We start from the raw sequence: 19,354 nt of genomic DNA, 5'->3' as shown, positions 1-19,354 counted from the left end.
GGCGATTCGTCATCTTATTTGCGAATTGTTATCATTTAAAATCTAAGGAAGCGATAAGAATGGATAAGAACGTCTACCCACATACAAAGCAACAGAATGTTTCTGATGACTACTTTGGTACGCAAATATCTGACCCGTACCGTTGGTTAGAAGACGACACCAGTGAAGAAACGGCTGCGTGGGTAGAGTCGCAAAATGCGCTGACCTTCGATTATCTGTCTCAGATTCCGTTTCGTGATGCCCTTCGCGAACGCATCGCGACAGCGCAAGATTACAAAAAGATCTCGCAACCTTTTGTACGTGGTGACTATACCTACTTCTATAAAAATGATGGATTGCAGAATCACAGCATCCTCTATCGCAGCAAAGCTGGCGGTGAGCCGGAAGTGTTCTTAGACCCAAATACCTTTTCGCAAGATGGAACGACATCATTGGGTTCAGTGTCTTTTTCCAAATCCAATACCTTAGTGGCTTACAGCATTTCGGAAGGTGGCAGTGATTGGCGTAAGATTTTTGTGATTGATGCCGAAACTAAGGAGCAGCTAGAGCCAGAGATCATTGATGCCAAATTTACAGGGGTGTCTTGGTTAGGGAATGAAGGTTTTTATTACTCTAGTTACGATAAACCTGATGGTAGCCACCTGTCTGCGCGAACTGAGCAGCATAAGCTCTACTATCACCAGCTAGGACAGCCTCAGAGCAGTGATAAGGTTGTATTTGGCGCAGAGCGAGAACAAGCCCATCGTTACGTCCACGGCTACACCACAGAAGATGACAACTACCTGATCATTTTGGCTCAAGAGTCGACGTCGGGTAATCGTATGTTCTACATCGACCTACACAGCGAGTCGCAACCAATTAATACGGTTGTCGACCACGTCGATAGCGACACCTATTTGATTGATAATCAAGGCGCTCGTTTCATTCTATATACTAACCTTGATGCGCCAAACGGTCGTGTGGTGAGCTTAGATACAGACACTCAGCAGTGGAACGATATTATCCCTGAACGTGAGCAACCGCTGGATATCAGTACCGGTGGTGGCTATCTGTTAGCACATTACATGGTGGATGTGCTTTCAAAGTATGAGCAGTTTGATTATCAGGGTAACAAGGTGCGCGATATCCAATTGCCAGCACAAGGAGCGGCAAGTGGCCTTGAAGGGAAGCGTGAGCACACTCAGCTTTATTACACGTTTACTAACTACGTAACGCCGCCAACCATCTTCTCGTTTGATGTCGAGACGGGCGAGTCGAAAGTGTTTGAGAAATCACAAGCGCCATTTGACAGTGAGCAGTACCAGTCAGAGCAAGTATTCTATAGCTCAAAAGATGGCACTCAAGTGCCTATGCTTATCTCTTACAAGAAAGGCACAAAGCTAGATGGCTCGGCTCCGACTATTTTGTATGGCTACGGTGGCTTTAACGTTAGCCTTCCTCCTTCATTCTCTGGCAATGTAGCTAGCTGGTTAGAACTGGGAGGTATTTATGCGGTGCCGAACCTACGTGGTGGCGGTGAATATGGTAAAGCTTGGCATAAAGCGGGAACACAACTTCAGAAGCAGAACGTGTTCGATGATTTCATTGCTGCGGCGGAGTTTTTGATTGAGAAAAACTACACCAGCTCAAACAAGCTTGCGATTCGTGGTGGTTCGAACGGTGGATTATTGGTTGGAGCGTGTTTGACGCAACGTCCAGACCTGTTCCAAGTTGCTCTACCAGCGGTTGGCGTATTGGATATGCTGCGCTACCACACCTTTACCTCTGGTGAGGGTTGGGCTTATGACTACGGTACGTCTGCGCAAAACCAAGAGATGTTTGAGTACCTACTGGGTTATTCACCAGTGCACAATGTTAAAGAGGGGCAATCTTACCCTGCGACATTAGTGACTACGGCCGACCATGACGATCGTGTTGTCCCTGCACACTCTTACAAGTTCATCTCCGAGCTTCAGCTTAAGCACCAAGGTGATCAACCAGTGATGATTCGTATTGATGTGAATGCGGGCCATGGAGCAGGTATGCCACTGAATAAAGCGATTGACTTATCTGCAGATACTTACGCTTTTACTTTGTGGAATATGGGTATTAAGGAATTGACGGTTTAGTTTTTGCTTTAACTGATTCTATAGGTACAAAAAAAGTCGCATCCGTGCGACTTTTTTCATTTTTGGCGGCCAAACCAATTTGCTATATCCACTCTGTAGCAATCCATTAATGCAAATTTTCAGAATGTACTTATATGACGTTGTTAATGTGAATTAGTTCCACTTATGCAGCACTTTTTTTAGGTTTTTCATCAAGATCGAAAGAAGCATCGATGAGTTTCTGCGTGTATTCATGCTGTGGATTTTGGAAAATCTCTTCTGCAGTGCCTTGCTCCATCACTTCACCCTTTTGCATCACCAGTACGCGATCAGATAAGGCTTTCACCACGGATAAGTCATGGCTGATGAACAAGAAGCCGATGTTGTGCTTAGCTTGAATATCCTTCAGAAGATCGATCACCGTTAGCTGAACCGAGCGGTCAAGCGCCGATGTTGGCTCATCTAGTAAGATGAATGATGGTTCAAGGATCAGCGCACGAGCGATCGCGATACGTTGACGTTGCCCGCCAGAGAACTCATGCGGATAGCGGTTGATCGAGTTTGGTTCTAAGCGCACCTCGAGCAGAGCTTTTCGTGCACGCTCCAAGCGCTCTTTCTTAGTCAAATGAGGCTGGTGGACGGTTAATCCTTCTGTGATGATCTCACCTACCGTCATACGTGGTGATAGCGAACCGTATGGGTCTTGGAACACCATCTGCACGTCTTTCTTAAGGTTGTGACGCTCTTTATCTGTTAACAAGCTGACATCTTGGCCTTTGTAGACGATACGGCCAGTGGATGGCAGAAGGCCGATTAAAGCACGACCCAGAGTCGATTTACCTGAACCGGACTCACCCACAATACCTAGGGTTTCACCTTGCTTAAGCTTGAGGGAGATGCCTTTCACTGCCTCAAAATATTGGCAACGGCTCTTAATAAAGTGAGGCTTAACCAGGAACTTCACGCGAATGTCGTCCGCTTCCAGTAGTTGCGGGGCAGACTCTTCAATTGGGGTCTTCGCGCCTTTTGGTACAGAGTTGATCAGCATGCGGGTGTATTCATGTCTTGGTGCTTCAAAAAGCGGGACAGTCTCGCCCTCTTCAACCAGTTCGCCCTTACACATCACCAGTACACGATCGGCAAAGTGTTTTACTACGCCTAAATCGTGGGTAATGAACAGAATCGCCATCCCCATCTTGGCTTGAATCTCTTTAATCAGAGACAGGACCTCGGCTTGTACCGTTACATCCAATGCCGTTGTTGGTTCATCGGCGATAAGAATGTCAGGCTCATTAATCAATGCCATTGCGATCATGATGCGTTGCAGTTGACCGCCAGAAAATTCGTGTGGGTATTTGGTGTAGGCTTGACTTGGATTCGGTAGATGTACCAGATCAAATAGTTCTAATACGCGCGCTTTGGCTTGTGCTTTCGACACATTGCGGTGACACATGATCGCTTCTGCGACTTGAATGCCAACGCGTAGGTAAGGGTTAAGCGAGGTCATCGGTTCTTGGAAGATCATGCCGATGCGATCGCCACGCACTGCCTGCATCTCACGCTCAGATTTATCGAGAATCGACTCGCCTTCAAACTCAATATACGATTCTGGATGAATAATGGCGTTATCTGGCAGTAAGCTCATTAGGGCGTTAGACGATACCGATTTACCCGAACCTGACTCGCCCACAATAGCGAGGGTTTCGCTTGAGTTGAGCGTGAAATTAATGCCCTTTACTGCATCAATGATTCCATCATTGGTTTTAAAACTCACGGAAAGGTTGTTGACCTTAAGGATGGCTTTGTCTGACATGATACGTCCTTATTCAGTTTAAGACATTGGGTGATGGGTAGGTGTCGTGTGTCGACTTCAATTGTCCAAAATAGTGATGCGCTCTTTGAAGTTGCTCTAGCTCTATCATCCATTGAGCATTGCGTTGTGCGCTACAAAAAGCGATTAAGTGTCTGAGCAGTTCTTCACTCTGTTGCTCTAGCAGTGAGTGAGTGCGTTTAATTAGAGAGTTATCTTCTAAAGAGATGAACTGCATTAAGGCATAAGATTGATTCAGTGTGTCGAACGCATCTTGTTGGTTGCCGAGTTTGTTTAGAATCTCTGCCTGAGAAATACTGGCGTCTCTTAACCCTGTTAACAGGCAAGCAAACTGACAAGGCTTGATGTCATTCTGGAATGCAGCGTTTTGAATATGATGAGGAAGTGAACTCAAAACATCGCCGTAAAGACGCTGAGCTTCTGGCCAATGGCCCTGCTCCATGAGTTGTTCCGCTTTAAGGTAGTGCATCCAGCATCGTTCTAAATCCATCTTCTCGGCCTCTAATTTATAAGACCAAAGAATGTTAATGATATTTATTATCAAATGCAAACTAAAATCATTTGATTTTATTGCAAATGTTAAATCATTTTAGTGTCATCGATTTCTGTTAGTTTCATGGATTTAGCGTGAAATTGTTCGTTATTTGTTCGGTTGAGCTGTGGTGTAGCGTAAGTCACTAAATTTATGGGAAATTACATCTACACTTATTTGAACTATACCCAGAACTAAAGGATTAAGGAGGCGGCGATGGCGATTCAAAGACTCAACCCAGAGCAACTGTATCAGGTAGCTGAACTTGAAAAGTTGCCTTGTAAGTCGACCAAGGAACTGGCTCCCATTGATGAGATAGTTGGACAAGAGCGCGCACAAAAAGCGGTCGAGTTTGCTATGTCGATCAAGGAAAAGGGTTACAACATTTATGCGATTGGCCGCAACGGTCTTGGTAAGCGAACCATGATCTTGCGTTATCTCAATCGTCACACCGCAGAGCCAGAGCAGTTGTTCGACTGGTGTTATGTCGCGAACTTCGACGATATTCGGACCCCAAAGGTACTTAAGTTACCAAGTGGTGTTGGTACTAGCTTAAAACAAGACATTGAAAAGTTGATGCGTAAGCTTCTAAAAGCGATGCCATTGGCTTTTGATAACGAGATGTATTTTGGTCGAGCAGACACCTTAAAGAACCAGTTGGCGAGTAAACAACAAGTGGCGCTTGAGGCGATCAGTTTAGAAGCCAAAGAGAAGGGTATTAACCTAACGATTACTTCGAAAGGTGACTATCAGTTTGTTGCGATGAATGGTGAGGAGCTGCACACCGAAGAGACGTTTGATCAACTGTCTGCTGAAGAGCAAGAGCAGTTCGATAAGAGCATTGACGCGCTTGAAGTCGGGCTGCGTACCATCTCTAGAGAACTGACCGAGCTGGAAGAGACATACACTGAGAAGATCCAGAAGCTGAATGATGATACCACGCGTGACGTAATCACTCATTTCATCAAGCAGCTGAAGCAGGATTACAGCCAGTACCCAGAGATCAAAAAGTATCTCACCGCGCTTCGCAAAGACATTGTCGAGAATGCGGAAATCTTCTTGGAAGAGAGTAACGAGCAGGCAGAAATCGCGACCGCTTCGTTAGATAAGAAGCTACCTCGTCGCTACAAAGTTAACGTGTTGGTGAGTCAGAAAGAGCATCAATTACCCATTGTGGTTGAAGATAACCCGAACTACCACTCACTGTTTGGTTATGTGGAAACGGCGACGTTTAAAGGCACGGTATTTACCGACTTTTCATTGATTCGTGCCGGTAGCTTACATCGTGCGAATGGTGGTGTGTTGTTGATGGACGCGGTGAAAGTATTAGAGCAGCCATATGTTTGGGATGGCCTCAAGCGTGCACTTCGTTCTCGTCAATTAAGCCTGACTTCTCTGGAAAAAGAGGTCACCTTAACGGGCGCAGTGTCGCTTGATCCAGAGCCGATCCCACTGGATGTGAAGATCATTTTGTTTGGTGATTACCGCACTTACCAACTGCTTCAACATTATGATGCAGAGTTTGGTGAGTTGTTCCGTGTGACGGCTGATTTCGAAGACGAGATGAAGCGAACCCCTGATTCAGAACTGCATTATGCACGTTTTATTTCGAGTATCGTTCACGACAACGGCATGCTGCATTGTGACCGTAAAGCGATTGCGCGCATCATTGAGCACAGCTCTCGTCAGGCGGGTGATCAGGGTAAGTTGTCGCTGCATTCAGCTCATATCGCCAATCTGCTACGTGAATCTAACTATGTAGCCAAAGGTTCAAACTCGAATCTGATTCGTGCGGGTCATGTTGAACAGGCATTGGCCAATCAGCAGCTGCGTGTTGGTCGATTGCAAGACAGCGTGATGGAGACCTTTACCAATGGTACAACCTTGATGCGCGTGGAAGGCGAAGCGATCGGACAGGTCAACGCATTATCTGTACTCAGTACAACTGACCATATGTTTGGTGCGCCGAACCGCATTACAGCGACCACCGCTTACGGTGATGGTGAGGTGATTGATATTGAGCGAAACGTCGATCTGGGTGGCAGTATTCACTCAAAAGGGGTGATGATTCTGTCGGCTTACCTCTCTTCTGTGTTTGGTAAGACGGCAAAAGTACCACTGACGACCAACATTACCTTCGAACAGTCTTATGGTGGGGTCGACGGAGACAGTGCGAGTATGGCGGAGTTCTGTGCCGTTGTATCTGCCTTCTCAAAACAGCCTAACCGACAAGACATAGCGATCACGGGTTCGATGAACCAATTTGGTGAATCTCAGCCTATCGGTGGTGTGAACGAGAAAATTGAAGGCTTCTTCGATGTATGCGAAATCAAAGGGCGCAGTAGTACTCAAGGGGTGATTATCCCGCGCTCTAACGTTCATAACCTGATGCTGCGTAGCGATATCGTCAAGGCGGTAGAGAAAGGTGAGTTTAACATCTGGGCTATCGAGCATGTGACAGAAGCTATTGAGCTGTTTACAGGTAAACCTGCGGGTGAACCAAGTGATGAAGGCAGCTATCCAATTGATACTGTCTTTGGTATTGCCCAAGCGAAGCTCAATGCATTGAGAAAGTAGTGAGATAGACACAAGCGAACGACTGGCTTTGTTTGTGTCATCGTAATCAACGAAAACAGCCATCAAACGATGGCTGTTTTTTATTGGATATGTTTCGGTAACGCTTAGCCTTGTCTTAGGCGTAATTTAGTACCATCAAACTTTAACTTACTCAGCAGGTTGCGAGCATTAGCTCGGCCTACCTCGTCGAACTCAACGCCATATCTCGCATAGTGGGTCGACTTTTGCAGGTTACAGATCACGCCTCTCAGAGGTGGTATCAAAGGACCATTGTAATTGTCTGGTGAGATCTCAATCGAAACACGTTCAGCTACCTGAAGGTTTCTTGATGTTGGCGATGTGACAAATCGACAGCCACTCTTTGAAAGGTCACGGATTTCACAATCAGTGCGTTGATCATTGATGTTGATCTTGCCCGCTAAGTTGACCTCATAACGAGTCTCTTTACGCAGTTGTGTTACTTGCATTGTGCTGGGTGTAGACAAAATCAGCAGCGGGAATGGTTCGCCGATGTTGTGGTGAATCTGACTTCTAAAGTGGATCAGTGCACCTTCACCTCGAAGAGAGTATGCGCGAACGGTCATCCAGAAGCCCTCTTGAAAGAAAAAGCCAAGATCGTCTGATGAGACTTCAGGAACTTCAATCAAGATGCAATTTTCACTGTGAGTGCCAATGAATTTGGTGGTGGCTAAGAATTTACTGCCAACTGGGGTGGTGATGTTGAGAGTCAGTTCACTGCCATGCTCAATCATCGCCAATGCATCCGTGCTGTTGATGGTGGATACGGTGCGATTTCGCGGATCTTGCAGTGATTGGTTTGGCTCCACAGGTTTCTTTAGTGGTGCGTTCATTGTGTGTTCTCCATGCGCCAACATGCGTTGTCTGACAATAGACGGTTCTTACGTGCTAGATTTAGGTAAGTGAGAGAATTGGATATTGAATCTGGTGGCGGTGTCCATTTCAGATTTATTTGTAATTCCCACTTTATCGTTTTATTTATATGCACGTGCGTTAGTCTATTAACATCAATCTAAGACTTCAATCGTTTATCGTTTAGCATGTCGAATATTTATAGGAGTTGAGAATGCAGGCAGTAAAATGGGATCAGGAAGCCCAGCAAATAACGGTAGAGCTAGCTCCCGAACAATACGCCTTGGTGAAATATCAGCAGCAAGGACAAGTGCTTCATATTACCTCAACTCGCGTCCCAGATGAGCTACAAGGGCAAGGCATGGGTAAAGTGATGATGGAAGCGATTCTCCCAGAGATCGAGAAGGCAGGCTTCAAAATTGTCCCTGTCTGCAGCTATGTTGTGCACTATATGGCAAGGCAAAAGCAGTGGGCTCATCTACTGGCGGATGAGGCATAACGAGGAAAGTATGTCTTGTTCAACCACAGATTCAACAACGCTTCTATACAATGATATCGCGCGCTCAATTCATGGTTCTGAGAGTCATCACGTTGAAGTCATTCAGCGCCTATGGGGAGGCTACGGAGAGCTGGTTCGCCTGTACTTCCCTGATACACAAGGCGTGACCAGCGTTATCGTCAAACACGTTGCGCTGCCAGAGAAAACAGAACATCCGAAAGGGTGGAATACTCAGCTCTCGCACCAAAGAAAAGTAAAGTCTTATCAGGTGGAAACCTCATGGTATCAAGAGTTTACTCAAAAGTATGATGTGAACTGCCCCGTTCCCGTTGGCCTGCAATGCCAGCAAACAGAAGGGGAGTGGTTAATCGTGATGCAAGATCTCAAGACACTCGGCTTCCCAAACACATCTAACTTTGATGTGTTAGCGAATGACGTTGAGGGTTATAGTCTAGACGAGTTGCATCAACGTCATGCTTGTCTACGTTGGCTCGCACATTTTCACGCTAAACATATCCAAATCAATCCTAGTGACGTCGCGAGTTTGTGGGAAACAGGAACCTATTGGCATTTGGCAACACGTCCGGACGAACTCAGTGTATTGGCAGACCAAGCACTGAAGCAAAAAGCCGAGCAGATTGACCAGAAGCTAAAGAACTGCCTTTATCCGACGCTTGTACATGGCGATGCTAAATTAGCCAACTTCTGTTTTGATGTGGAAAATCAAAATGCGGCCGCGGTCGATTTTCAATACGTAGGACTTGGTTGTGCGATGAAGGATGTGGCGCTGTTTATGAGCAGTGCGATTAGGCCCAGAGATTGTGCAGAGCTAGAGAGCGAGGTGTTGAACGTCTATTTTGATCAGCTTGCTCATGCGTTGGCAATCTATCAGCCACACCTAGCAGCGGCAGAAGTCGAAGCGGCTTGGCGCCCTATGTTTGCAACGGCATGGGCCGACTTTCAACGCTTTGTTAAGGGTTGGAGCCCGAATCACTGGAAGATTAACCCATACACAGAGCTGCTAACAAAAAAAGCGCTCAGTGAGATGAACGAACAGGAGTTTGTTGATGTTCGATAAAACTGCAAGTTGGAAGACGCCGCAGAACTTTTTGTTGCTGATTTCGATTATTGTCCCGATCGCGTTTTCTAGCTGGATGGCGCTGTTGAACAACTTTGTTGTTGAGCGCGCTAACTTTGATGGTGCCGATATCGGATTACTTCAGAGTGTCCGTGAAATCCCTGGTTTTCTGGCATTTACGGTTGTGTTTGTGTTGGCTTTTATTCGCGAGCAACGATTCATGCTGGTATCGCTGGCGATGCTGACTATAGGCACAGCAATCACAGGTTTGTTTCCGTCATTGACTGGGTTGTTGCTCACTACAGTCCTAATGTCGACGGGCTTCCATTACTTTGAAACGTTAAAGCAGTCGCTTTCTTTGCAATGGCTGAGCAAAGAAGAAGCACCAGAGATGCTAGGGAAAATGATCTCGGTTGGGGCTCTTGCTTCTCTTATCACCTATGGCTCTATTTGGGTAATGCTAGAGCAACTCAAGCTCGATTTTGTCTGGGTTTACGGCATTACTGGCGGGATAGGCTTCTTACTCGTACTGGTGATGACATTTGGTTTCCCTGAGTTCAAAACCGAGACGCAGCAGAATAAGAAGCTAGTGTTGCGTAAGCGCTACTGGCTTTACTACGCACTGACCTTTATGAGTGGTGCTCGTCGACAGATCTTCACTGTATTTGCTGGTTTCTTGATGGTGGAGAAGTTCGGGTATTCAGCTGCGGATGTCACGCTTCTTTTCTTGATTAACTACCTATTTAACTTCTTGTTTGCTAAACGTATTGGTAAGTTCATTGGCGTTGTGGGCGAACGCAAGGCACTGATATTTGAATACGTGGGTTTGATTTGTGTGTTTGTGGGTTATGGTCTCGTGCAAAGCGCTGAGTGGGCGGCGGCCTTGTATGTAATTGATCACCTCTTCTTCGCATTGGCTTTGGCAATCAAAACCTATTTCCAGAAGATTGCTGACCCGGCTGATATGGCTTCGACCGCGGGTGTTTCTTTCACCATTAACCACATTGCGGCGGTGGTGATCCCAGTGGTTTTCGGTGTGATTTGGTTGGCGTCTCCTGCCACCGTATTCTTTATCGGTGCTGCGATGGCTGCAGTTTCCCTATTGCTTTCTCTAAATATTCCTAAAGTACCGGAAGATGGCAACGAGGTGCGTTACTTCAGTTGGCGATAAGCACTCTTAGGCAAACTGAATAAAACAAAAGCTCCAATGTCGCCATTGGAGCTTTTTTGTCTCTGAACGATTTTCATGACTTCGTTGAGTTTACGAGGTCGAGTTTATTACTGACTTACCTTTAAACCGTTGCGGAGTTTAAACATTTTCTTCGGCGCCTTGGTGAGTAAGATACCAAATAATAACGGCAACATAAGAATCAGTGACTGCTCCGCCAGCATTTCACCGTTGATGATGGCTGAGATAACGAGCGCAACGACTGGAAAAATTAGGAAACAGATAGAAGCTTGGAAAGGCGTCGATACTTGTCCCAGTTTGAAGTAAGCTACAATGCCACCAACACTTGCGATAAAGCCTAGGTAAACAACGGCAGAGATAGAGTCCCAAGTAAATGCAGACACATCGACATTTTCACCAACAGCAGAAACTGCGAATAGGAAAAGAGAAGCAATGAAACACGGCACTGCATTGTAGGTCAGAACTTGAATCTCTTTACAGTGCTTTTGAACCAGAACATACATGACTGCGTGAATCGCTACAGCAAGCCCAAGAGACACAGTGCCAATCAGGTAATCTTCACCGCCCATTTGCATCTCATTCCCAAGAATCAAACACAGGCTAATTACAGCTGTAATAAGACCGAAAATTTGGTGTTTGGCAAGGCGTAAACCAAGAAACAGCCCCGACATCAGCATCACGGCAACCGGCATGTTAGCAAAGATAATAGAGGCCAACCCTGAAGAAATGTACTGCTCACCATAGATCATTAGGGTAAACGGAATCGCAAAGTACATCAGCGCGACAATTAAGATCCACTGGCGTTTCCCTTTTGGAAACATCAAAGGTTGGTTAAATCCTCTGGCGAGTACGGCCAATAGAGGTGCGGCAAGAAGAAATCGCAACGCAGTCGCAAAGATTGGTGGGATAGAGTGCAAGGCTACTTCCATCGCAAACCAAGTTGTACCCCAGATAAGGCATACCGACAAAAAGAGCAAAATAGTAAAAGACTTCGAATTCATGGTGACTTCCCAATACTTATTATTTTAAATCATAGGCTTGTGCCGCCTAATTGATGTGCCACAGTATAAGGAGGTCTCAAGAGAAATAGTTTTCCTTTTTATCTCTGATTCTTATCTTTGCTGAAAATTTTTTCTGTTTAATGGTTATATATAAGAAATAATTTCTATTAATACTATTTTTAATAATATCATGGTTCTTTGTGAGGGTTTTTGGAGACTGGAGGAGAAAAGTCCCCTTTATCGAAGATACAGAAAATAAAGGGGGTGAGAGTTACCAAATGAAACGGTAAAAAGGGGTGAATCTCAACAGGGTTCTAGAATCTTAAGTTGAACCCAAGCTCTACGCTGCCATCAGAGCGAAATACGTCCCCAGGGCTGACACGCTTCTGTCCAAAGGTGTATTTCACATAAGGCTCTACCCATTTAGGTTTTAAAGTAAACGTGACATCTTGGCTGTTGTAATAGCCTTTCTCGCCCGTTAATTGGCGATCATGGCTGAAAGAGTAGGAAAAACTCATGTGCTCGGAAGGTGAATAGCTCGTACCTATGGTGTTTTTCCATTCGCGATTCGCATCGTGAAGATCGGCTATCGAGAATTTCCGCCATTCATGCGAAGTGTTGGCAAATAGCATGATATTTTCTGAAAGCGCCGTTCCGCTAAAAATACCAACGTCATAGATATCAATAAGGTCAGCGCGGCCATAACTAACGAAAGCTTCGGTGTAAAATTGCCCTAAGACTAAGCCATAGCCAGTTCCAAGCTCAAGGTAGCCTTCACTGTCTATCTCTGCATTAATGTTGATCGCATCGGTCGCTTGAATCACGCCTGATACCGTGCCGACCCAAGTATCACCGGCCTTAGCGGTTTGGAAGCTGAGGCTAGGTTCGTGGTAGCTCAGTTGTTGTAGCTGGTGGTCGTTAGCGGAAACACTGAGTGTCACCAGCATAGCCATTGCCAAAGATATTCGTCTCATTTCACTTTCAACCTTGGTTCAAACAAAAAGGAGCCACTTAGAAAGCGGCTCCTTTGCTTTTATTCACTGTTTTATTTAGCCGCGGCTAACACGGTCTTTTACAGCTTGTTTGATTTGCTGACGTTGCTCTTGTGAAAGTGATTGAACTTTCTGTTTCAGTTCTGCTTTTTGCTCAGCAGTTAGATTTGGCTTTGCAGGAATCCAATCATGGATTGCGTCTGAGATAGCTCCTTTCGCAGCCGTGCGAAGTTCATCTACAGTTTTCTTTTCACCAGTTAATAGGTAGTAACCCAAAGAATTGCCTTGAAGGTCCATTTCAATGTTCGCGATTTTCAGCATGGTTAGCTTGTTGTCTTGAGACCACTCTTTCGTCATCTCTTTAGTTACAGTCCAAGCTTTCACTCGCATATCTTCATTGATGGCACCAGCACCTTCATTGGCAATAAACGCAAGTGCCAGGAATTTCTGTTCTTCTTTTGTTAGATGAGTCATTGCTTCTTTGTAAGCGTTCACTGTCTTCACAGAAACGGTGCTGCGGCCTTCATCTCCTGAGATAATGACACCGGTAGCTGTATCAGTAATTGTTACTTCACTCGCACCTAAAGTGATAACGAGTTTATTATCGTCAACCATTTCGAATTCGAAGCCAATTCCGTAGTCAGGATCCGTTAAACCCCAGCCGTTGTCAGTATCGCCATCAATAGATACATTAGTGTCTCCTGTCGCACTATCCCATGTGTAGATCATTCCGTCTTTGTTTACGGTGACAATGGTAGTTTCAGTCGATACTGAGTAATTTAGGGATGTCCCGTTGTACAGTGTCACGGTGCCTTCGTCAGAACTACCTTTGAATTCACCTACAATTTGTCCATCTTTGATAACGTAACCATCATCACTAACCGAGCCAATTAGTTCATCTCCAACAAAGATCAGTGTTTTTCCATCAACAGGAATTAACTTAATTGAGCTTGCGCCTTCGTCACCCCATTTTGGTGGTGTTTCAATAACAACAGAATCTGCAATCAAACGTCCATCGACAACCGTAAGTGTAACTTCGACTTTTTCACCGTTTACCACGCCGTTAAACACGATTTGGTCGCCTTGATTTTCGATGTGACCAATTTCATTGTGATCGTTATCAGTAACGACACCATCTTCAATGTGATACAGGTTGCCATCAATTAAAACTAAAGTGGTTGTTTCACCATTGTCACTCGATATATCACGGATAATTAATGCGTTGTGGTTGCCTTCATCACCGACTACACGAGCTGCGTCCACGTTTTCACCTTGCATGTAAGTTACATCCGCAATCCCATCTTGAGCTGCTGGTGGGTTGCTGCTTGAACCAGAAGAAGAACAGCCAGCTAGGAAAGAAGCGGCGATTAGGGTGCTTAGTAATTTTAGTTTCATTGATCTACTCTCAAAATAGTTAAGGAACTTGTGTTGCGTCTTGCAGTATTGATGGCGTTCCTAGCCGATGAGAGAAGTATATGGAGTGGACAAAAAAGCCTCTAATTGCTTGATGGAATAGAGGCTTTAACGTTCGGTTATTAATGAGAGAAAAGAAACAGCGTGATAACTCTAGGTTATTATTGAGTTTTGCTCGAAGCGCTGTTTAGAAGGTTCTCTAGAATCTTCTTCAGCCATAGTGTGGTTGGGCTGTTACGATTCTTGTGGTGATAGTAGGCGCACATCATTGGCTGTACATCTGTGCTGTCGAACAACAAATTGATCGCTCTTAACGACGTTTTCTGTTCGATCTCTAGAAATTTTGAGGCGGGGAAGAGCATGTCTGAATTGCGCACCACGTCTATGACCGCTGAAGGGAGCTCTGAACGAAATCCAATGCGAGCTTTATGACCTTTGATTTTGAGTATCTTCTCTGCGAGCGATTGATGTGAGTTCCAATCGACGGCGATCACTGAGGCTAATTCGAAATTCACGCCATCTTTGACCTCTATGTAGTCATCCGGATATGGGTGATCTTCACGTACATAACCCTTGAATGTATCTTGAGCTATGTGTTGCTGAAGCAGCTCTTTTGGTGCGTGATTGATCTCGTAGTTAAGCCCAATGTGGACTTCATCATTGATGATGTCAGTCATAGTAGTGCCAGACCAGTTCAATAATTGGATCTGTACGTGAGGGGCTTGTGCACGAATGGCTTTGAACAGTTTGCTAGAAAGAGAGCTGAGCAGATAAGGGGAGAGTGCAACCTTGATGATGCCTTGTAACTCGGCTGGGTTGAATTCATTACTGGTGTTTATCGCACACGACAGCTCATCTAGAATCGGTGAAATGCTTTCAGCGAGCATATTGGCATGTTCTGTTGCCCGCAGGCCGTGATGTGTCTTTACAAATAGCTCATCACCAAAGTGGTCACGCAGACGTTGTAGGGCTTTGCTTACCGCGGGTTGGGATACAAAAAGTCGCTCTGATGCTTTTCTCATATTGCGCTCTTGATGCAGTATGATGAAAGTTCGAAGAAGGTTGAGATCGAGATTTGCGAATAAGTCTTTTGCCATTTTGCCCCCTAACGTCACGTATACTCTTTAATCATATGACGACGATTCATGTAGGACAAATGGAAAATTCGTATGACGTTACGGCCAAATAAATAAAACCCGTGTGAAACGGGTTTTATTTAAGTTTGAAGAGGTTATCTTGCCTTTAACGGCTTATTTGGTGTTGATACTGTCTTAGGTTGTCGAATCGCAAGGATGACTTGAGGCAAGAGTGACATCACAATCATACCTGTCATCAGTGAGTACTGAGTGGCAGTGAAAGACTCACCCATCAACAGCATTCCCATCACGATCCCTGCTACAGGGTTAGCGATACCACCAAAGGTAAAGTCGACCACTGACATACGTTGTAGCAACCAAACGTACATGCCGTAGCCCAGTGCTGTATTCAAACCAATCACCCACAATAGACCCATAAAGTTACGCGAATCGAAGTGCGTTACTGCGTTTACGTATGGTTGCGGGTCGATGAAAGCATGAGTCGCCGAAGCCACAGACAAAATCACACCACCAAGAATTAACTGCCAAGTCAGTACTTTCCACCAGTGCATGCGATCGCCGAGTGACTTAGTAATGCTGCTGCCAACAATGATACACATGATAGCGGCAAACATAGCACCTAGCCCTACAGGGCTGAGTGAGATTTGACTTGGATTAAACAGCATCCACGCCAGTGAAATCAGTCCGACACCCGACAAAGCTTGAATCAGGTTAGGGCGCTGCTTTTTCACAACCCAATGGAAGATCATTGCAAATACAGGTACTGAGATCATACCTACGCCTGATATGGCAGAAGGCAAGGTGAGAGCCATAACAAAAATCAGACCGAAGAAGGTCGCAATATTGATTAAACCCAGTGTGAAAATGATTTGCCACTCACCTTTTTTCGGTAGAGTAGGTTTTACAGCAAGCAATAATAAACCTGCAGGCAAAGCACGCAGAGCACCGAGTAGTAAGGGTGGCCACTCCTGTAGCGTAAACTGCGTCACTGCATAAGTTGTACCCCAGAAGAAGGCGGGGATCATTGCTAATAATATATTCATCTAAAATATCTTTACGTTAAGATAACTCTTGGTGTGAAGAGTATACCCATAACTAGTGGTTGTAAAGTATCTTTATGTTAAACTAGTTTGAAGCAACTAAGACTAATAACGGAGCGTGATTGCAAATGGATGCTATTGACCGCGTAGTAGAGCAATGGGCAAAGGAAAAGCCTGACCTAGAAACAGAACCGATGGCGATTATGGGCCGAGTAATGCGTATCGCCAAATACATGGAGACACAAGTTGCCGACCTTCATAAACAGTATGATATGAAGCTTGGAGAGTTTGATGTATTAGCGACCTTGCGACGTTCGGGCAAGCCTTATCGACTCACCCCATCAGAACTGATTGGTTCTATGATGCTGACCTCTGGTGCAATGACTAACCGATTAGATAAGTTAGAAGCCAAGGGGCTCATCAGCCGTGAGCACAGTAAAGAAGACCGTCGCAGTGTCAGTGTTAAGTTGACCAAAAGCGGATTAACGCTCATTGACGAAATGATGACTGAGCATGTTGAGATGCAGAAGAAATTGGTGAAAACCCTGTCAGCGAGTCAGAAGAAGAATACCAATCAACTGCTCAAAACATGGTTAAGCGCATACGAATAAGCGCTTGTTGCATGTCAATATTGATCGCTGTCTAATGATTGCCACCAAGTTAAAATGAAAAACCGAAGCTCAGTGCTTCGGTTTTTTTGTTGGTGTGTAGATACCTGTTTATGGGTAACACAACAAATAGGTATGCGATTAGGCTTGCAGCATCTCATCGCTGTAAAGGTCTGCACAACCAATGCCATTAATCGCACAGCTTTCGTCAATGTCTGAGATATCGCCACTGACGCCAATGGCACCGAGCACGGTTCTATCCTTATCTCGAATGAGCAGCCCCCCAGGTACAGGTACCATATTTCCATGTGCGAGCACATTGACTGCGGAGATAAATGCTGGTCTGTTATCTGCATCTTGGGCGAGTTTTCTGGATGAGCAACCCAGTGCGAGTGCTCCCCAAGCTTTAGCAATCGCGATGTCTGGTCGCATCATGCTAGAGCCGTCTTGACGCTGCAGAGAGATGAGCTTGCCACCGCTGTCTAAAACCGCGACGGTCAGAGGCTCGGTATGAATCTTTCTGCCTGCTTTAAAGGTTCCATCTATGATGGTTAGCGCTTGTTGTAGAGTCAAACTTCCCATGTTATCTCCTGTTTTTCAGGGGCTTAAACCAACTTGTTCTCGGTTCGTTTAAGGATTAAAGCGATACGAGTTCAAGTTGGCCAAGCGTCAGGTCATGACGCTTGTAGCAGCCCATAGCTGGGTAAAGTTAGGAAGGCGGCGAACGCTTCTGCTGTAGACAGTTGATAGAAGAGATCGGCTGTCTCTTCGAATCGACCTGCAGCATAGCGCGGCTCTCCGACTTCTTGTTTAATGGTATCTAATTCTTGGTATAGCCAAGAGTGGAAGAGTTCTTTGGTAAAGGTTTGGCCATCGTCTAGCGTGACGCCGTGGTGGATCCATTGCCAAATATTGGCTCTTGAAATCTCTGCTGTAGCGGCATCTTCCATCAGTCCATAAATTGGTACACAACCATGACCCTGAATCCATGCCTCGATGTAGTAGAGAGCGATGCGAATGTTCTTGCGCACGCCAGCTTCGTCGCGCGTTCCCTCACAAGGTTTTAACAGTAGTTCTGCATTGATCTCGTGTTGTGGGCTTTGGAAATCGATCTGATTGACCTTACCGTCTAGGTGCTTGTCGAATTCTGACATCGCAAGATCAACCAGTGCTGGGTGTGCTACCCAAGTCCCATCGTGACCGTTTTTAGATTCTCGTTGTTTGTCTTCAATAACCTTGGCTGTAACGCGCTCCATTTCTGCTGGATCTTTCGCGGGGATGAAAGCCGACATGCCGCCCATTGCCAGTGCACCACGAGCGTGACAGGTACGTACCAGCAGCTGGCTATAAGCGTTAAGAAACTCTTGATCCATGCCGATGCCGTGGCGATCAGGCAGAATACGATCTTGATGGTTCTTTAATGTTTTGATGTAGCTGAAAATGTAGTCCCAACGGCCACAGTTCATTGCAACAATGTGGTCACGCATCGCATAAAGGATCTCATCCATCTGGAATACAGCAGGCAGTGTTTCAATCAGTACCGTTGCTCGAATCGTGCCTTTTGGTACGTTGAAGTATTGTTCGGTAAAGCTGAAGATATCGTCCCACCATTGTGCTTCTTCCATGCTCTCAAGTTTTGGAATGTAGTAGTACACACCCAAGCCTTGTTCTGCTCGTGATTGATAGTTATGGAAAAAGTAGAGAGCGAAATCCATTAAGCAGCCCGCTATAGGTTGGTTATTAAACTGGATAGACTGCTCTGGAAGGTGAATACCACGTGGTCGCGCGATCAGCAGCGCAGGGTTATTCACCAGCTGGTAGTTCTTCTGTTTCTTTTCATCGTAGTAACTGATGGTGCCGAGGTTGGCATCTCTTAGATTGATTTGACCGTCGACCATGTTCTCCCAGGTTGGAGATGAGGCGTCTTCAAAGCAACACATGAAAACTTTGGCGCCGGAGTTTAGCGCATTGATGACCATTTTACGTTCAATAGGACCGGTGATCTCAACGCGGCGGTCTAATAGTTCTGGCGGTGGTGTCGCAACCTTCCACGTTTTGTCGTCACGAATTGACGCAGTATCCTCTCTGAAGTTAGGCAACGCACCCGCATCGAATTGTGCTTGTTTTGTCTCGCGGTCAGTTAGCAGGTTCTGACGGCGTTCTCCAAACTTTTTCACCAGTGCTTCTAAGAAGATCAAAGCATCTTTAGACAGGATCTTTTTGTACTCAGCGTTGTCCATATTGCCAAGTACCTGCATACACAAAGCCTCTTCTCTCTCTTTTACGTCATTCATCATTGTCTGTCTCCTTTGAACAATACGATGTCATTTTGTATACAAAATTCTATTTTTAAGTTTATTTATATGGCAAAAACTGTAAACAATCAAAGCCTATTTAACAATTAATTATCATTTGAAAAATCTGAAATTTATTTTTATGTAAAGATATTTTATGTAAAGCAATGAATTGTAAGCTTTTAGGGGTTAGTGCTCACTTAAAACGCGCGTTTGATGTAATGAAAATGTTTCAGATCGGACTTG

At 45.3% G+C, this 19,354-nt stretch carries 16 protein-coding genes; 6 read left to right on the top strand and 10 right to left on the bottom strand.

Annotation, left to right across the window (positions count from 1 at the left end; all coding sequences use genetic code 11):
• Positions 1-59: 59 nt before the first annotated feature.
• A complete protein-coding gene (locus tag L1D60_RS00765; RefSeq protein ID WP_239839282.1) occupies positions 60-2,108 on the top strand; it encodes a prolyl oligopeptidase family serine peptidase in 2,049 nt (682 codons plus the stop codon).
• 163 nt (positions 2,109-2,271) lie between these two features.
• Here L1D60_RS00765 and L1D60_RS00760 read toward each other — a convergent pair whose 3' ends face one another.
• The gene (locus L1D60_RS00760) at positions 2,272-3,900 is read right to left on the bottom strand and encodes an ABC transporter ATP-binding protein (RefSeq protein WP_239839281.1); all 1,629 of its coding nucleotides are present in this window, start codon (positions 3,898-3,900) and stop codon (positions 2,272-2,274) included.
• Between the two features lie 13 nt (positions 3,901-3,913).
• Positions 3,914-4,408, bottom strand: coding sequence for a hypothetical protein (locus L1D60_RS00755; RefSeq protein WP_239839280.1), 495 nt, complete (start codon positions 4,406-4,408; stop codon positions 3,914-3,916).
• A 258-nt stretch (positions 4,409-4,666) separates the two neighbouring features.
• On the opposite strand from L1D60_RS00755, the gene L1D60_RS00750 reads away from it, so the two are divergent.
• Positions 4,667-7,027, top strand: a complete 2,361-nt coding sequence (locus L1D60_RS00750) for an ATP-binding protein (RefSeq protein WP_239839279.1) — start codon at positions 4,667-4,669, stop codon at positions 7,025-7,027.
• A gap of 104 nt (positions 7,028-7,131) precedes the next feature.
• Here the strand turns inward: L1D60_RS00750 and L1D60_RS00745 are convergent, their stop codons facing one another.
• Entirely contained in the window at positions 7,132-7,878 is a 747-nt protein-coding gene (locus L1D60_RS00745; protein WP_239839278.1) for a flagellar brake protein, read from the bottom strand.
• Between the two features lie 233 nt (positions 7,879-8,111).
• On the opposite strand from L1D60_RS00745, the gene L1D60_RS00740 reads away from it, so the two are divergent.
• Genes L1D60_RS00740 through L1D60_RS00730 form a run of 3 tightly spaced genes read left to right on the top strand, consistent with a single transcriptional unit; the run spans position 8,112 to position 10,645 of the window.
• Positions 8,112-8,396, top strand: coding sequence for a GNAT family N-acetyltransferase (locus L1D60_RS00740; protein ID WP_239839277.1), 285 nt, complete (start codon positions 8,112-8,114; stop codon positions 8,394-8,396).
• Positions 8,397-8,406: 10 nt separating this feature from the next.
• Complete coding sequence (locus tag L1D60_RS00735) at positions 8,407-9,474, top strand: aminoglycoside phosphotransferase family protein (RefSeq protein ID WP_239839276.1); 1,068 nt, start codon at positions 8,407-8,409, stop codon at positions 9,472-9,474.
• Positions 9,464-10,645, top strand: a complete 1,182-nt coding sequence (locus tag L1D60_RS00730; protein ID WP_239839275.1) for an MFS transporter — start codon at positions 9,464-9,466, stop codon at positions 10,643-10,645. Before L1D60_RS00735 ends, L1D60_RS00730 begins: the two co-directional genes overlap by 11 nt.
• 107 nt (positions 10,646-10,752) lie before the next feature.
• On the opposite strand, the gene L1D60_RS00725 is transcribed toward L1D60_RS00730, so the two are convergent.
• The 5 genes from L1D60_RS00725 to L1D60_RS00705 all read right to left on the bottom strand — a co-directional run bounded on the left by L1D60_RS00725 (position 10,753) and on the right by L1D60_RS00705 (position 16,209).
• Positions 10,753-11,664, bottom strand: coding sequence for a DMT family transporter (locus tag L1D60_RS00725; protein WP_239839274.1), 912 nt, complete (start codon positions 11,662-11,664; stop codon positions 10,753-10,755).
• A 314-nt stretch (positions 11,665-11,978) separates the two neighbouring features.
• Positions 11,979-12,638: a hypothetical protein gene (locus L1D60_RS00720; protein ID WP_239839273.1), complete on the bottom strand. Its 660-nt coding sequence runs from the start codon at positions 12,636-12,638 to the stop codon at positions 11,979-11,981.
• A gap of 75 nt (positions 12,639-12,713) precedes the next feature.
• Positions 12,714-14,051, bottom strand: a complete 1,338-nt coding sequence (locus L1D60_RS00715) for a hypothetical protein (protein ID WP_239839272.1) — start codon at positions 14,049-14,051, stop codon at positions 12,714-12,716.
• A 179-nt stretch (positions 14,052-14,230) separates the two neighbouring features.
• On the bottom strand, positions 14,231-15,166 hold the full coding sequence (locus L1D60_RS00710; RefSeq protein WP_239839271.1) for a LysR family transcriptional regulator: 936 nt from the start codon (positions 15,164-15,166) through the stop codon (positions 14,231-14,233).
• A gap of 134 nt (positions 15,167-15,300) precedes the next feature.
• Positions 15,301-16,209, bottom strand: coding sequence for a DMT family transporter (locus L1D60_RS00705; protein ID WP_239839270.1), 909 nt, complete (start codon positions 16,207-16,209; stop codon positions 15,301-15,303).
• A 125-nt stretch (positions 16,210-16,334) separates the two neighbouring features.
• On the opposite strand from L1D60_RS00705, the gene L1D60_RS00700 reads away from it, so the two are divergent.
• Entirely contained in the window at positions 16,335-16,817 is a 483-nt protein-coding gene (locus L1D60_RS00700) for a MarR family transcriptional regulator (protein WP_239839269.1), read from the top strand.
• Between the two features lie 138 nt (positions 16,818-16,955).
• Here the strand turns inward: L1D60_RS00700 and L1D60_RS00695 are convergent, their stop codons facing one another.
• The gene (locus L1D60_RS00695) at positions 16,956-17,396 is read right to left on the bottom strand and encodes a heme-binding protein (protein WP_032553543.1); all 441 of its coding nucleotides are present in this window, start codon (positions 17,394-17,396) and stop codon (positions 16,956-16,958) included.
• 92 nt (positions 17,397-17,488) lie between these two features.
• Positions 17,489-19,111, bottom strand: a complete 1,623-nt coding sequence (aceB, locus tag L1D60_RS00690) for a malate synthase A (protein WP_239839268.1) — start codon at positions 19,109-19,111, stop codon at positions 17,489-17,491.
• Between the last annotated feature and the right edge of the window lie 243 nt (positions 19,112-19,354).

It is taken from the genome of Vibrio sp. Isolate30 (genome assembly GCF_022397975.1).
GTDB classification, from domain to species: Bacteria; Pseudomonadota; Gammaproteobacteria; order Enterobacterales; family Vibrionaceae; genus Vibrio; species Vibrio fortis.
Note: the sequence above shows the minus strand (reverse complement) of the source record. Positions and strands in the feature narration are given on the sequence as shown.

Excerpts from the sequence above, each read along its gene's own strand:
- L1D60_RS00700 (WP_239839269.1), top strand. The coding sequence starts at position 16,335 with ATGGATGCTATTGACCGCGTAGTAGAGCAATGGGCAAAGGAAAAGCCT.
- L1D60_RS00765 (WP_239839282.1), top strand. The coding sequence starts at position 60 with ATGGATAAGAACGTCTACCCACATACAAAGCAACAGAATGTTTCTGAT.
- L1D60_RS00745 (WP_239839278.1), bottom strand. The coding sequence starts at position 7,878 with ATGAACGCACCACTAAAGAAACCTGTGGAGCCAAACCAATCACTGCAA.
- L1D60_RS00735 (WP_239839276.1), top strand. The coding sequence starts at position 8,407 with ATGTCTTGTTCAACCACAGATTCAACAACGCTTCTATACAATGATATC.
- L1D60_RS00740 (WP_239839277.1), top strand. The coding sequence starts at position 8,112 with ATGCAGGCAGTAAAATGGGATCAGGAAGCCCAGCAAATAACGGTAGAG.
- aceB (WP_239839268.1), bottom strand. The coding sequence starts at position 19,111 with ATGATGAATGACGTAAAAGAGAGAGAAGAGGCTTTGTGTATGCAGGTA.
- L1D60_RS00720 (WP_239839273.1), bottom strand. The coding sequence starts at position 12,638 with ATGAGACGAATATCTTTGGCAATGGCTATGCTGGTGACACTCAGTGTT.
- L1D60_RS00695 (WP_032553543.1), bottom strand. The coding sequence starts at position 17,396 with ATGGGAAGTTTGACTCTACAACAAGCGCTAACCATCATAGATGGAACC.
- L1D60_RS00725 (WP_239839274.1), bottom strand. The coding sequence starts at position 11,664 with ATGAATTCGAAGTCTTTTACTATTTTGCTCTTTTTGTCGGTATGCCTT.
- L1D60_RS00730 (WP_239839275.1), top strand. The coding sequence starts at position 9,464 with ATGTTCGATAAAACTGCAAGTTGGAAGACGCCGCAGAACTTTTTGTTG.
- L1D60_RS00760 (WP_239839281.1), bottom strand. The coding sequence starts at position 3,900 with ATGTCAGACAAAGCCATCCTTAAGGTCAACAACCTTTCCGTGAGTTTT.
- L1D60_RS00755 (WP_239839280.1), bottom strand. The coding sequence starts at position 4,408 with ATGGATTTAGAACGATGCTGGATGCACTACCTTAAAGCGGAACAACTC.
- L1D60_RS00705 (WP_239839270.1), bottom strand. The coding sequence starts at position 16,209 with ATGAATATATTATTAGCAATGATCCCCGCCTTCTTCTGGGGTACAACT.
- L1D60_RS00750 (WP_239839279.1), top strand. The coding sequence starts at position 4,667 with ATGGCGATTCAAAGACTCAACCCAGAGCAACTGTATCAGGTAGCTGAA.
- L1D60_RS00710 (WP_239839271.1), bottom strand. The coding sequence starts at position 15,166 with ATGGCAAAAGACTTATTCGCAAATCTCGATCTCAACCTTCTTCGAACT.
- L1D60_RS00715 (WP_239839272.1), bottom strand. The coding sequence starts at position 14,051 with ATGAAACTAAAATTACTAAGCACCCTAATCGCCGCTTCTTTCCTAGCT.